Annotated in this window: 7 protein-coding genes; all 7 read left to right on the top strand. The window is 62.1% G+C overall.

The features are described 5' to 3' along the window. The first annotated feature begins 19 nt into the window (after positions 1-19). On the top strand, positions 20-2,317 hold the full coding sequence (bcsB, locus tag TAN611_RS00535; protein ID WP_203067090.1) for a cellulose biosynthesis cyclic di-GMP-binding regulatory protein BcsB: 2,298 nt from the start codon (positions 20-22) through the stop codon (positions 2,315-2,317). A 4-nt stretch (positions 2,318-2,321) separates the two neighbouring features. Further along, positions 2,322-3,431, top strand: a complete 1,110-nt coding sequence (gene bcsZ / locus TAN611_RS00540; protein ID WP_203067091.1) for a cellulose synthase complex periplasmic endoglucanase BcsZ — start codon at positions 2,322-2,324, stop codon at positions 3,429-3,431. After that, positions 3,413-6,883: a cellulose synthase complex outer membrane protein BcsC gene (bcsC, locus tag TAN611_RS00545; protein WP_203067092.1), complete on the top strand. Its 3,471-nt coding sequence runs from the start codon at positions 3,413-3,415 to the stop codon at positions 6,881-6,883. The genes bcsZ and bcsC overlap by 19 nt, the downstream gene beginning before the upstream one ends. Positions 6,884-7,173: 290 nt before the next feature. After that, entirely contained in the window at positions 7,174-9,183 is a 2,010-nt protein-coding gene (gene hmsP / locus TAN611_RS00550) for a biofilm formation regulator HmsP (protein ID WP_105229314.1), read from the top strand. Between the two features lie 156 nt (positions 9,184-9,339). Continuing rightward, entirely contained in the window at positions 9,340-10,719 is a 1,380-nt protein-coding gene (locus tag TAN611_RS00555) for a DASS family sodium-coupled anion symporter (RefSeq protein WP_105229315.1), read from the top strand. Positions 10,720-11,009: 290 nt separating this feature from the next. Further along, complete coding sequence (locus TAN611_RS00560; RefSeq protein WP_105229316.1) at positions 11,010-12,302, top strand: dicarboxylate/amino acid:cation symporter; 1,293 nt, start codon at positions 11,010-11,012, stop codon at positions 12,300-12,302. A gap of 253 nt (positions 12,303-12,555) precedes the next feature. Beyond that, positions 12,556-14,043, top strand: a complete 1,488-nt coding sequence (locus TAN611_RS00565) for a pitrilysin family protein (protein ID WP_105229317.1) — start codon at positions 12,556-12,558, stop codon at positions 14,041-14,043. Positions 14,044-14,061: the final 18 nt, after the last annotated feature.

Consider the following 14,061-nt stretch of genomic DNA (forward strand, 5'->3'; position numbering starts at 1 on the left):
TAACTTTGATGATGATACGATGACGAGAAAAATTACCTGGTTAACCGCGCTGGCCTTAGGCATCAGTACGTTGTCGCAGGCCTCACCCGCCACCGCGCCGGAGGTGACGCCGCCGGCGAACGCCGATGCGCCGCTTGTCGCGCCGCTCAACCCGGCTGCGCCGCAGGATCCGAACGCGCCGGTGCGCGACGTACAGCTGCCGTTTGCGCAGATTGCGCCGCCGCCGGGCACTTTTACCCTGCGCGGCACCCATCCTGACGGGCAGATTGAGTTCGGCGTGCGCAGCGACGAGGTGGTGTCGCAGGCGATGCTGGACCTGGAGTTTACCCCGTCGCCGGCGCTGATCCCGGTAGAATCGCACGTCAAAGTGTACCTTAACGACGAACTGATGGGCGTCACCACCCTGACCAAAGAGCAGTTGGGTAAGCCCAATCGTGTCCAGATGGCGATCGATCCGCGCTATATCACCGATTTTAACCGCGTGAAGCTGGTTTTTGTCGGCCACTATCAGAACATCTGTGAAAACCCGGCCAGCAGCGCGCTGTGGCTCGACGTCGGCAAGGGCAGTTCTCTGAAGCTGCGTTACCAGACGCTGCCGCTGAAAAATGAGCTGTCGCACTTCCCGGAGCCATTCTTCGACAGCCGCGACAACCGTCCGCTGACGCTGCCGATGGTGTTTGCCGGCCAGCCGGATATCACCCAGCAGCGCGCCGCCGGTATTCTGGCTTCCTGGTTCGGCAGCAAGGCGCAGTGGCGCGGGCAGTCCTTCCCGACGCTGTTTAATCAGCTGCCTGAACGCCACGCGGTGGTGTTCGCCACCAACGATCGGCGGCCGGATTTCCTGCGCGATTACCCGGCGGTGAAAGGCCCGACGGTGGAGATGATCAGCCATCCGGATAATCCTTACGTCAAGCTGCTGCTGATTCAGGGCCGCGATGACAACGATCTGGTAACGGCGGTGAAGGGTATCGCCCAGGGCAATATTCTGTTCCGCGGCCAGAACGTGTTGGTGGACAAGGTGGAACAGCTGCAGCCGCGGCAGCCGTACGACGCGCCGAACTGGGTGCGCACCGACCGGCCGATGACCTTCACCGAACTGCAGCAGTATGCCGAGCAGCTGCAAACCAGCGGCATTCAGCCCGGCCCGATTTCGTTGACCATGAACCTGCCGCCGGATCTGTATCTGATCCGCAGCACCGGCATCGATATGCGCCTGAAATATCGCTATACCCCGCCGCGTATTCAGGACGGTTCGCGGCTGAACGTCAGCCTGAATAACCAGTTTATGCAGGCGTATTCACTGCTGCCGGAGCATGAACAAGGTTCGCAGTTGCTGCGTCTGCCGTTGACGCAGGGGCTGATCGACTCGGATAAGAACGTCAATATCCCGGCGCTGCGGCTGGGGGCGATCAACCAGCTGCGCTTCGATTTTGATTACACCACGCTGCTGGCCAGCGGTGCGGAAGGGCGCTGTGAGACTTACTCCTTTACGCAAAACCACGCGGTCATTGACGGCAATTCGACCATCGACTTCTCCGGCTACCGCCACTTTATGGCGATGCCGGATCTGCGCGCCTTCGCCAACGCTTCGTTCCCGTTCAGCCGCCTGGCGGATCTGTCGCAGACGCTGGTGCTGGTGAATAAACAGCAGCAGCCGGCGCAGGTCAGCGCCATGCTGAACGCGCTGGGTAATATCGGCGCGCAAACCGGCTACCCGGCGCTGGCGGTCAAACTGAGCGACGACTGGGGACAGGCCAAACAGGCGGACAGCGATCTGCTGCTGATCGGCGCTATCCCGCCGGAGTTGCGTGACGATAAAAAAGTCAGCCTGCTGGTGGATGCAACGCAGAGCTGGGTGAAACAGCCGCGTCGCCAGCCGACGCTGCCGATGGCGGACGTGCAGGCGGAAGATGCGCAGGCCGACAGTAAAACCAGCGTACGTTCGGAAGGGGCGATGTCGGCGATTATCGGCGTGCAGTCGCCGTTTGATAAGCAGCGCAGTATGGTGGCGCTGCTGGCCGACAGCCCGCGCGGCTATGAACTGCTGAACAACGCGCTGCTGGACAGCGGCAAGCGCGCCGCGATGTTCGGTTCGGTGGCGGTGATCCGTGAGTCCGGCGTCAACAGCCTGCGCGTGGGCGATATTTATTACGTCGGCCACCTGCCGTGGTGGGAGCGCATCTGGCATGCGCTGTCGACCCATCCGGTGCTGCTGGCGGTGCTGGCGGTGATTGTGGTGGTGATCCTGGCGCTGATGCTGTGGCGCGCTCTGAAAGCCTACAGCCGTCGTCGTCTGGCGCCGGAAGATCGGGATTAACGCCATGGGCGTGCTGTTGAAATATTCCCTGAGCCTGCTGCTGCTGTGCGCGTTCGGCGCGGCAGCCGGCTGCGACTGGCCGGCCTGGCAGCGCTATAAGCAGGACTACATCAGCGAAGGCGGCCGGGTGATCGATCCGAGTTCGCCTAACCGCATCACCACCTCGGAAGGGCAGAGCTACGGCCTGTTCTTTGCGCTGGTGGCCGGCGACCGCCCTGCCTTTGACCGCCTGCTGGGCTGGACCGAAGACAATCTGGCGCAGGGCGATCTCAGCGCCCGCCTGCCGGCCTGGCTGTGGGGCGAAAATGAGCAGAAAACGTGGACGGTGCTGGATGACAACTCGGCATCCGATTCCGATCTGTGGATTGCCTACAGTCTGCTGGAGGCCGGCCGCCTGTGGGACAGCCGCCGCTATCAGACGCTGGGCACTCTGTTGCTGCAACGCATCGCGCGCGAAGAGGTGGCGGATATTCCCGGGCTGGGGCCGATGCTGCTGCCCGGTAAAGTCGGCTTTGTGAAAGATGACGGCTGGCGGCTCAACCCGAGCTACCTGCCGCCGCAGCTGCTGGCGCGTTTTGCCGCGCTGCGCGGACCGTGGCAGGCGATGCGTGAGTCCAATCAGCGCCTGTGGCTGGAGAGTGCGCCGCACGGCTTCTCGCCGGACTGGGTGGTATGGCGCAAAGCGCAGGGCTGGCGGCCCGATGAGGCCAAGCCGAACGTCGGCAGTTATGATGCCATCCGCGTTTACCTGTGGGCGGGCATGCTGGCGAACGACGATCCGCTCAAGGCCGCGCTGGTGCGGCGCTTTCAGCCGATGGCGCAGCTGACCGCACAGCAGGGCGTGCCGCCGGAAAAAACCGATACAGCCAGCGGAAAAACCCACGGCAGCGGCCCGGTGGGCTTTTCCGCCGCCCTGCTGCCGCTGCTGGCAGAGCAGCCTGAGGTGCTGGCGGCGCAGCGGCAGAAAGTCATCGACCACCCGCCGGGCAACGACGCCTACTTCAGCGCGTCGCTGACGCTGTTTGGCCAGGGTTGGGATGAACAACGTTACCGTTTTAACCGTCAGGGTGAACTGCAACCTGCCTGGGATCGTCAATGCGCAACTTCAGAATAAATTGGCTGGGGCTGTTTCCCCTGAGTCTGGCCCTGCTGCCGCCGGCGCTGGGGGCGGATGCCGTATCGCCCGAACGGTGGCTGTTGGAACAGGTGCGGGTTGGCGAAGCCAGCCATAAAGACGAGCTGGTGCGCCAGTCGCTGCACCGGCTGGAGCTGATGGATCCGAATAATCCCGAGGTGATTTCGGCGCGGATGCGTCTGGCGCTGCGTCAGGGCAACCACGTGCTGGCGCAGCAGCAGCTGGAGAAATTAAAGGGCGTTGCGCCGCAGTCGGCTGCCTACCGGCAGGCGCAGATGAATATGCTGTTGACCCAGCCGGAAACGCGGCAGCAGCTGCAGCAGGCGCGGCTGATGGCGACGGCGGGACGGCTGCCGGAAGCGAAGGCCGCCTACGACGCGCTGTTCAAGGGCGAACCGCCGACGCTCGATCTGGCGATCGAATATTGGCGGCTGGTGGCCCGGCTGCCGGGGCAGGAAGCGGCGGCGGCGAGCAAACTGCAGGCGTTGGATAAACAGTATCCCGGCAGCGTGCCGCTGCGCATGGCGCTGGCGCGTATGCTGTTCAGTCAGGATAAGAACGCGCAGGCCTACGCGCTGCTGCAACAGGTGGCGGCGGACAGCGCCGGTCGGGGTGAAGCCGCCGATCTGTGGCTGGATAAGGTGAAGGCGATGCCGGTCAGCAACGACAGCGTGGCGGCGCTTAACCGTTTCCTCGGCGTGTTCAGCAGTGGCGATCAGGCCGCCGGCGCCCGGCAGGAGCTGGCGCGGCAGCAGACGCTGCTGGCGGATCCGGCCTATCAGGCGCGGGCGCGCGGACTGGCGCAGGTCGGCAAGGGCGGCGGCCGCGCCGCGATCCCGGAACTGAAAAAGGCGCTGGCCGCCTCCCCGGACGATCCGGAAGTGCTGGGGGCGCTGGGGCTGGCCTATGCGCGCGCCGGCAACCGCGCGCAGGCCATCGCGCTGTTTCGTCAGGCGCAACAGGCCGACAAGAGCGGCTATGACGGCGGTAAATGGCAGAGCCTGATCAAAACCAACAGTTACTGGCTGGCGGTTGCCGAAGGCGACCGGGCGCTGAAGGCCGGCAATCTGGCGCGAGCGCAGCAGCAGTACCTGCGGGCGCGCCAGATCGATAACAGCGACAGCGACGCCCTGATCGGCCTCGCCGACGTGGCGGTGGCGCGTCATGACGACGCCGCGGCGGAGCGTTATTACCAGCAGGCGCTGCGTCTTGACCGCAACAGCGGCAGCGCGGTGCGCGGGCTGGCGAATATCTACCAGCGTCAGTCGCCGCAGAAGGCGCTGGCCTATCTCAATAGCCTGCCGCGCGCGCAGCAGAACCAAATGCGCAGTACGCTCGACGGCCTGCGGCTCAATATGCTGAAGCAGGACGCCGAGGCGCTGGCGCAGCGGCAGCAGTGGCACCAGGCGGCGGAGAAATACCGTCAGGCGCAGCGGCAGGATCCGGACGATGTGTGGCTGACCTACCGTTATGCGCAGGCGTTGCGTCAGGCCGGACAGCCGCAGCAGGCCGACGAGCTGTTCCGTTCTCTGGCGCAGCGGCACCCCGACAGCCCGCAGCAGGCGTATGCCTACGCGCTGTATCTCTCCGCCAGCGATCGCGACCGGCAGGCGCTGGCGCAGTTGGATACGCTGCCCCGGGCGCGCTGGAATGACGATATCCGCCAGCTGGCGCAGCGGCTGCGGCTGCAGGCGACGCTGGAGCATGCCGAACAGCTGCGCAGCGGCGGCGATGAGGCGGCGGCGATCGCCTACCTGAAACGGCAGCCGACGGCCACGCGTATCGATCTGACGCTGGCCGACTGGGCGCTGGCGAACGGCGACTACCAGAGCGCGCTGGCGGATTACCGGCGCGTGCGGGCGCGTGAGCCAAACAATCCGGATGCGCGGCTGGGCGAGATTGAAGCCTATGTGGCGCAGGGCGATCTGCCGGCGGCGCGTCAGCGGCTGCAGAGTGCATCACCGGCGCAGGATACGTCGCTTAACGGCCGGCGCCGCGAGGCCAACGCCTGGCATGCGGTGGGCGAGCGGCAGAAGGCGGGCGAGATCTTCAGCCAGCTGAAGACGGCGGCGGCGCAGGAAGAGAACGGCCAGGGCAAAGCGCTGATTTACCGTGATGCGGCCAGGCTGGAGCGCGAACAGCGGCAGCCGGATCTGGCGCGGCAGGATTATCAGCAGGCGATGGTGGCCGGCGGCATCACGCCGGGCATTCCGCAGAATAATGACGATTATACTCGCCTGACGCGCAATACGCCGGGCGATGACTGGCTCAAACGCGGCATCCGCGCCGACGCGGCGGATCTGTACCGCCAGCAGGATGTGAATGTGACGCTGGATCACGATTATTGGGGCTCCAGCGGCACCGGCGGGGTGTCGGACTATCGGGCGCATGACACCATGCTGCAGGTGGACCTGCCGCTGTATGACGGGCGCGCCTTCCTGCGCACCGATACCGTCCAGCTGAACGCCGGGCGCTTCTCGACCCGCGACGGCAAATCGTACGAAACCTTCGGCACCTGCCATGATGTGGGCTGCAGCGGCGATGAGCGGCAAAAAACCAACGGCACCAGCGTGGCGGCGGGCTGGAAGAACGACCGCTGGCAGGCGGATATCGGCACTACGCCGATGGGCTTTGAGGTGGTCGACTGGGTCGGCGGCCTGGCCTACAGCGGCGACTGGCGGCATATCGGCTGGACGCTCGGCGCATCAAAGCGGCCGATCTCCAGCTCGCTGCTGGCCTATGGCGGCACCCGCGATCCCAATACCGGCAAAACCTGGGGCGGCGTCCGCGCCACCGGCGTCAGCCTGAGCGCCAGCTACGACCGCGGCGAGGCGCACGGCGTCTGGGCCGATCTCAGCGCTCATCAACTGACCGGTAAAAACGTGGCGGATAACCAGCGTGAACGTCTGATGGCCGGCTATTACTACAAGCTGATCAACGAGGACAACCGGCGGGCGACCATCGGCCTCAATACCATGCTGTGGCACTACCAGAAGGATTTGAGCGGCTATTCGCTGGGGCAGGGCGGCTACTACAGCCCGCAGCGCTATATGTCGCTGGCGCTGCCGGTCAACTATCGCCAGCGCACCGAGAACTGGTCGTTTGAGGTGGGCGGTTCGGTGTCGCTGTCCCACTCGAAAACCGACAGCCAGCGGCGTTATCCGCTGCAGGGGCTGATTCCGGATTCGCTGCCGGATAAACAGGCCGTCGAAAGCGGCAGCTCCTCCACCGGGGTGGGCTATACGCTGCGCGCCATCGTCGAGCGCCGCCTGACGTCGCACTGGACGCTCGGCGCCGGCGTGGATATCCAGCAGGCGAAAGACTACACGCCAAGCCATGCGCTGATTTATCTGCGCTATTCGCAGGGCGGCTGGCAGGGCGATCTGGATCTGCCGCCGCAGCCGCTAACGCCGTACGCCGACTTCAAGTAATGCGCTGGCCGGCGCGGGTTCCCCTCCCGGGGTAACGGCGCGCCGGCCTCTTTTCATCCCCGTCCGCCCCCGGAAATAATCAGACAGATTCAGAGTGTCGCCCACAGGGTAGTTTTGCTACCCTGTGTTCAGGTTAGGAAAAGACTGAAACCCGCGTATTTCTAAGTTCTTCCATAACAATGGCAAGATAAAAACACGCAGCGATCGCGTATACTCGAACCGATTCAAAAAGGGCGTGGCGTGACTCTCGTCCCTGATTATTCTTTCAGTCCGATTAACGGAGAGCAGATTTGCGCGTCAGGCGTTCATTAACGATTAAGCAGATGGCGACGGTGTCCGGCGTGGCGCTGGTGACGATCTGTATTTTTATCGTGATTCAGTTGTTCCATTTTGTGCAGCAGCGCAGGGATGACTACGCCCAACAGCTGGAGAATATCGCCCATTCTGTGCGTCAGCCGCTGGCGGACGCGGTGCTGCGCATGGATATGCGGGAAAGCAAACGGGTGCTGAACTCGCTGCTGCCGGTCGGTATTCTGACGCAGGCAGATATTGTCTTGCCGAATGAACTGCAGGCGCTGCACGCCAACTTCCCGCCGGAACGCCCGGTGCCGGCGGCGATCGCGCGGCTGTTCGACCTGCCGGTGCGCATCTCGGTGCCGCTCTATTCGCTGGAGCGGGTGCCGGCCAATCCGCAGCCGCTGGCCTATCTGGTGCTGCAGGCCGACTCCTACCGCATGTACAAATTTATCCTCAGCGCGCTGTCGACCATGCTGTCGACCTATCTGCTGCTGGCGCTGATTCTGTCGATCGCCATCACCTGGTGCATGAACCGGCTGATGGTCTATCCGCTGCGCGCGATGGCGAAAGAGCTGGAAAATATCTCCGAAGAGGATGCGCCGTATCATCAGCTGATGCTGCCGACGCTGCATCAGGATGACGAACTGGGCCTGCTGGTGCGCAATTACAACCGCAATCAGCAGCGGCTGGCGCGGGCATATGCGGATATGAGCCGCCTCAGTACGCGCAACTCGGTCACCGGGCTGCCGAATCAGGTACTGCTGACCGCCCTGCTGGAGCAGCATATCGCGTCGACCCTGCGTCCCCAGCGGTTTAACCTGCTGGTGATCGGCATTGAAACGCTGCATGAGGCGACCGGCGTATTGTCGCAGCAGCAGCGGGAAAAGCTGCTGCTGGCGCTGACAGAAAAATTACGCCAGTGCCTGGATAAGGATTCGCTGCTGGCGCAGCTGAGCAATGCCGAGTTCGCCATTCTGGCAAAGGGCGTTGAACGGCCGTTTCACGCCATGCAGCTGGCGCAGCGCATCATGCGGCAGCTTAATGCGCCGCTGAGCATTGAGCCGTTGTCGCTGCGGCCGAGCGCCAGCATCGGCATCGCCCATTACCTCCAGCCGGGGGAAAACGCCGAACAGCTGTTGCGCAGCGCCATGTCGGCGATGATGTCGGCCCACCGCGACGGCAAGAACCGCATCCTGTTCTTTGAGCCGCGGCTGACGGAACGCACGCAAAAGCGCCTGACGCAGGAAAGCGAAATTCTGCACGGTATCGAACATAACCAGTTTGCCCTGTTCCTGCAGCCGCAGATGGCGATGCGCAGCAACACGCCGGTCGGCGCGGAAGCCCTGCTGCGCTGGCAGCAGTATGACGGCAGCTTCAGCCTGCCGGCGGATGTCATCCCGCTGGCGGAAGAGCTGGGGGTGATGGTGCCGCTGGGCAACTGGGTGCTGGAAGAGGCCTGCCGCATGCTGGCCGACTGGCGGGCGCGGGGCATCGGCCTGCCGCTGGCGGTAAATATTTCACCGCTGCAGATGCGCGACGCCGGGTTTATCCCCCACCTGAAACAGCTGCTGGCGCAGCACCAGATCGACCCGCGTCAGCTGCAGCTGGAAATCACCGAAACGGTGCGTATCGACGACTTTGACCACCTGCTGGCGAAGCTGCGCGAGCTGCATGAGCTGGGCTTGTCTATCTCACTGGACGATTTCGGCATGGGGTATTCCAACCTGCATTACCTCAACCGCCTCAAGAGCCTGCCGGTCGATCAGATCAAGATCGACAAAAGCTTCATCTGCAGCCTGCCGGCGGATGATGCCATGGCGCGTATTATCGGCCAGATTTCGCAGGTGCTGCAGTTGCCGGTGCTGGCGGAAGGGGTGGAGACGGCGGCGCAGCGCGACTGGCTGCTGCAAAACGGTATCGAACACGGCCAGGGCTTCCTGTTCTCGGCCCCGCTGCCGCGCGACGAGTTTGAACGGCGGTTTATCGCCGGCGGCGATAAATAGGCCGTTATTGCGTCCATCTGCGGTTATCGGTGTGTTACTGCTCGCATAAATAGAAACTTTTTCTCAACAAGGCCGTAAACAACCCTTATGCTGGCGTCTTGGTTGGCACATTTTGTTACAAGCTGCCACATTTGATGACCAAGGGATGCGAAATTCATGGCTGATACTCCTCTGACACCCTCTACTTCTTCGCCGGCGACGCGGCGCGGGCTGCTGATTCTGGCGGCCGACTGCGTGCTATTTGCGGTTTTGCTCTACACGCTGCCTTTTTCCCCGCAGGAAAATACCGGCCTGGCGCTGCTGGCGTTTATCGGTATTCTCTGGCTGACCGAGGCGATCCACGTCACCGTGACGGCGCTGCTGGTGCCGGTGATGGCGGTGGCGCTCGGCATGATGAATGTCGATAAGGCGCTGGCGTCGTTCGCCAACCCGACCATCTTCCTGTTCTTCGGCGGCTTTGCGCTGGCGACGGCGCTGCATATCCAAAAGCTGGACCGGCTGATCGCCAACCGGCTGCTGTTGCTGGCGGGCGGTAAAATGCTGCTGGCGGCGCTGATGCTGTTTGGCGCGACGGCGGTGTTGTCGATGTGGATCAGCAATACCGCGACGGCGGCGATGATGCTGCCGCTGGCGATGGGGATCCTGAGCAACCTTGACCGCGAACGGGATCACAATACTTACGTCTTCCTGCTGCTGGGCATCGCCTACAGCGCCAGTATCGGCGGCCTGGGCACCATGGTCGGCAGCCCGCCGAACGCCATTGCCGCAGCGCAGCTGGGGTTGGATTTCGTCGGCTGGATGAAGTTCGGCGTGCCGGTGATGATCGTGCTGCTGCCGCTGATGGTCGGCACGCTGTACCTGATGATGCGGCCGAATCTGAAGCACCGCTTTGACATCACGCTGGAAAACTTCCCGTGGACGCGACCACGCTGGATTACGCTGGGTATTTTCCTGCTGACGGTCTTTTGCTGGATCCTCAGCAGCCAGATCAGCGCGCTGCTCGGCGGCGTGAAGCAGTTCGACACCCTGGTGGCGGTAGGTGCGGCGGTGCTGATCGGCATCAGCGGCGTGGCCAGCTGGGCGCAGATTCAGCAGAACACCGAGTGGGGCGTGCTGATGCTGTTCGGCGGCGGCCTGACGCTGAGCGTGATCCTTAAAGACTCCGGCGCCAGTGCGGTGATGGCTGAAGGGATGGCGTCGCTGTTTGGCGCCAGCCACTGGTTTGTGATTATTCTGGCGGTGGCGGCATTTATTATTTTCCTGACCGAATTCACCAGCAACACCGCCAGCGCCGCGCTGCTGGTGCCGGTGTTCGCTACGGTGGCGGAAGCGCTGGGCATGCCGCCGGCGCTGCTGACCATCGTGATCGGCATTGGCGCGTCCTGTGCCTTTATGCTGCCGGTGGCGACGCCGCCGAACGCCATTGTTTACGGCACCGGCGAGATCCGCCAGAGCGAGATGGTGAAAGTCGGCTTTTGGCTGAATATCCTCTGCGTGTTGGTGGTGTCGCTGTTCGCCTGGTTTATCTGGCGCTGACCCCTGCTGCCGGCGGCGTTTTGCCGCCGGCAGGCTGTCTATCTCTGCGCCCCGGTCTGCGGGGCCACAATACAATCTTCTGTAAAAAACGCGCGTAAACCCGGTTTTACGCTGTTTTTTCGTTTCATTTCTGCTGTACCGTTTCAGCTCTTAAATTCATATCAACGACAGGCGCGATCTCAGCAAATTGTTCCCATCTTGTTAATCGGGTGTTATTTTCGCGCAGGCGTTGAGCAGGCATGAAAAGTACCGATAACCGCCTGTCCGCGTCCCCTTCAAAGGATGTTCATATGAAAAAAAATATCTTTAAGAGCCTTTATTTCCAGGTGCTTATGGCCATTACGCTGGGTGTGCTACTCGGCCATTTCTACCCTGACCTCGGCACTCAGATGAAACCTCTGGGTGATGGGTTTGTTAAGTTAATCAAAATGATTATCGCGCCGGTGATCTTCTGTACCGTGGTAACCGGCATCGCAGGCATGGAGAGCATGAAGGCCGTCGGCCGCACCGGTGCCATTGCGCTGCTGTACTTTGAGATAGTCAGCACCATCGCGCTGATTATCGGCCTGGTGGTGGTGAACGTGGTACAGCCGGGAGCGGGGATGAACGTCGATCCCGCTACGCTGGATGCCAAAGCCGTGGCGGTGTACGCCGAACAGGCCTCGCAGCAGGGGATTATTCCGTTCCTGTTGGATATTATTCCCGGCAGTGTGATCGGCGCCTTCGCCAGCGGCAATATCCTGCAGGTGCTGCTGTTTGCGGTGCTGTTCGGTTTTGCGCTGCATCGCCTGGGAGAAAAGGGGCAGCTGATCTTTAATGTGATCGAAAGCTTCTCCAACGTGATTTTCGGCATCATCAATATGATCATGCGTCTGGCGCCGCTGGGCGCTTTCGGCGCGATGGCGTTCACCATCGGTAAATACGGCGTGGGCACTCTGGTGCAGTTGGGGCAGCTGATTTTGTGCTTCTACCTCACCTGTATCCTGTTCGTGGTGGTGGTGCTGGGGGCGATTGCCCGCGCCAACGGCTTCAGCATCTTCAAGTTTGTTAACTACATCAAAGAAGAGTTGCTGATCGTGCTGGGCACCTCGTCGTCCGAATCCGCGCTGCCGCGCATGCTGGACAAGATGGAGCGGCTGGGTTGCAAGAAATCGGTGGTGGGGCTGGTGATCCCGACCGGTTACTCCTTCAACCTGGACGGCACCTCGATTTATCTGACCATGGCGGCGGTGTTTATCGCCCAGGCCACCAATGCTCATATGGATATTATGCATCAGATTACGCTGTTGATAGTGCTGCTGCTCTCCTCGAAAGGGGCGGCGGGGGTGACCGGCAGCGGCTTTATCGTGCTGGCGGCGACCCTTTCCGCAGTCGGTCATCTTCCGGTGGCGGGGCTGGCGCTGATTCTCGGCATCGACCGCTTTATGTCGGAGGCGCGTGCGCTGACCAACCTGGTGGGCAACGGCGTGGCGACGGTGGTGGTGGCCAAATGGTGCAACCAGCTGGACAGCCAGCAGCTGAAAGATACGCTGAATAACAAACGGCCTGCCGGCGTGGCGGACGAGAGCCAACGCTCGACGTGACGGCCGGTTGTTGAAGTCAAGCCATCGGCTGTTGTGGCGGCCGATGGCGTTTTCCACCTTTTCCGCTTGTAAAACTCCCTCAACGACTATTTTTCGCCGCATTGGGTAACATCGAACAAGGCGCGCGGTCCAACACAATGGTACACTTTCTACTTTCCGCCCCACTGTGAAACTCAGGGCGTGCTTTTATGATTCCAGTGAATGGAATACGTGTATCAAAGATAAATTGGATAGCCATTAAGTAGGGGTTCACATGCAGGGCACCAGAATTCATCTTCTTGTGGGTGGGCTGTTGTTGGCGGCCGCCAGCGGCGGCGTGCAGGCTGAAGCGCTACAACCCGATCCTGCCTGGCAGCAGGGAAAATTGGATAACGGGTTTTCCTGGCAGGTGCTGGATACGCCGCAGCGGCCAAGCGACCGCATTGAACTGCGGCTGCTGGTGAATACCGGATCGCTGGTCGAATCTTCCCAGCAGATCGGTTTCGCCCACCTGCTGCCGCGCCTGGCGATGGCGCGCAACGAAAGTTCGCCGCAGCTGCGTTCGCTGTGGCAGCAGGGCGTGGATGACGAACAGCCGCTGCCGCCGGCTATTAGCTCGTATGATTTCACCCTCTATAACCTGAGTTTGCCGAATAACCGCCCGGATCTGCTGAAAGAGGCGCTGAGCTGGCTGGCGGAAACCAGCGGCAAGCTGCCGATCGACGAGCAGACGGTGCATAAGGTGGTGAATTCCGGTGCCGATCCGATCGGCCTGTTCCCTGCCAATACCCAGGATGCCTGGTGGCGCTATCGGCTGAAAGGCTCTACGCTGCTGGCGCACGACCCGGGCCAGGCGGTGAAGCGGCCGGTCAATCTTGAACAGCTGAAAGATTTTTACCAGCAGTGGTACACCCCGGACATGATGACCTTGTATGTGGTCGGTCGGGTGGACAGCCGCAGCCTGAGCGAGCAGATCAACAAGGCCTTTTCGCCGCTGAGCGGCAAACGGGAAACGCCTGCCACCATGCCGACCCTGGCGCCGCTGCCGCCGCAGCCGGTCAGCCTGATGAATGAGTCTATCCAGCAGGATATGCTGTCCATTATGTGGGATACGCCGTGGCAGCCGATTCGCGACTCCCAGCAGCTGAGCCGCTACTGGCGCAGCGATCTGGCGCGCGAGGCGCTGTTCTGGCACCTGCAGCGCGCGCTGGAAAAGAGCCCGCAGAAGGATGCGCAGCTGGGCTTCGACTGCCGGGTGCAGTATCAGCGTTCACAGTGCGCTATTCATCTCAACACCAGCAACGCCAACCTGAAGTCCGCGTTGGAGTTTGTGGCGACGGAAATGGCGGCGGTGCGTGATAACGGGCTCAGCCAGCAGGAATTTGATGATTTGCTGGCGCAGAAGAACGATCAGCTGAGCAAGCTGTTCGCCACCTATGCCCGTACCGATACCGATGTGCTGATGAGCCAGCGTCTGCGTTCGCAGCAGAGCGGCGTGGTGGACATTTCCCCGGAGATGTATCAGAAGCTGCGTCAGGCGTTTCTGGCGTCGCTGACGCCGGAATCATTGCACCAGGCGCTGAAACTGCAACTGTCGCAGGACGCTACGCTGGTGCTGCAGCAGCCGAAAGGCGAAGCGGAAACCAATATGAAGCAGCTGCAGGATGTTTACAACGGCATTATGGCGCCGCCACCGGCGGTGGTGAGCGAAGAGCCGAAGCCTGAAGGCGAAGCGGCGACGCCGGAGAACGGCGCGCAATAACGCCCCGGCGGCGCCCCT

This window comes from Serratia sp. Tan611 (assembly GCF_905188235.1).
Taxonomy (GTDB): domain Bacteria; phylum Pseudomonadota; class Gammaproteobacteria; order Enterobacterales; family Enterobacteriaceae; genus Serratia_B; species Serratia_B rhizosphaerae.

Bases quoted from the DNA above. Each gene is read 5' to 3' on its own strand.
- TAN611_RS00555 (WP_105229315.1), top strand. From the start codon at position 9,340: ATGGCTGATACTCCTCTGACACCCTCTACTTCTTCGCCGGCGACGCGG.
- bcsC (WP_203067092.1), top strand. From the start codon at position 3,413: ATGCGCAACTTCAGAATAAATTGGCTGGGGCTGTTTCCCCTGAGTCTG.
- TAN611_RS00565 (WP_105229317.1), top strand. From the start codon at position 12,556: ATGCAGGGCACCAGAATTCATCTTCTTGTGGGTGGGCTGTTGTTGGCG.
- TAN611_RS00560 (WP_105229316.1), top strand. From the start codon at position 11,010: ATGAAAAAAAATATCTTTAAGAGCCTTTATTTCCAGGTGCTTATGGCC.
- bcsB (WP_203067090.1), top strand. From the start codon at position 20: ATGACGAGAAAAATTACCTGGTTAACCGCGCTGGCCTTAGGCATCAGT.
- bcsZ (WP_203067091.1), top strand. From the start codon at position 2,322: ATGGGCGTGCTGTTGAAATATTCCCTGAGCCTGCTGCTGCTGTGCGCG.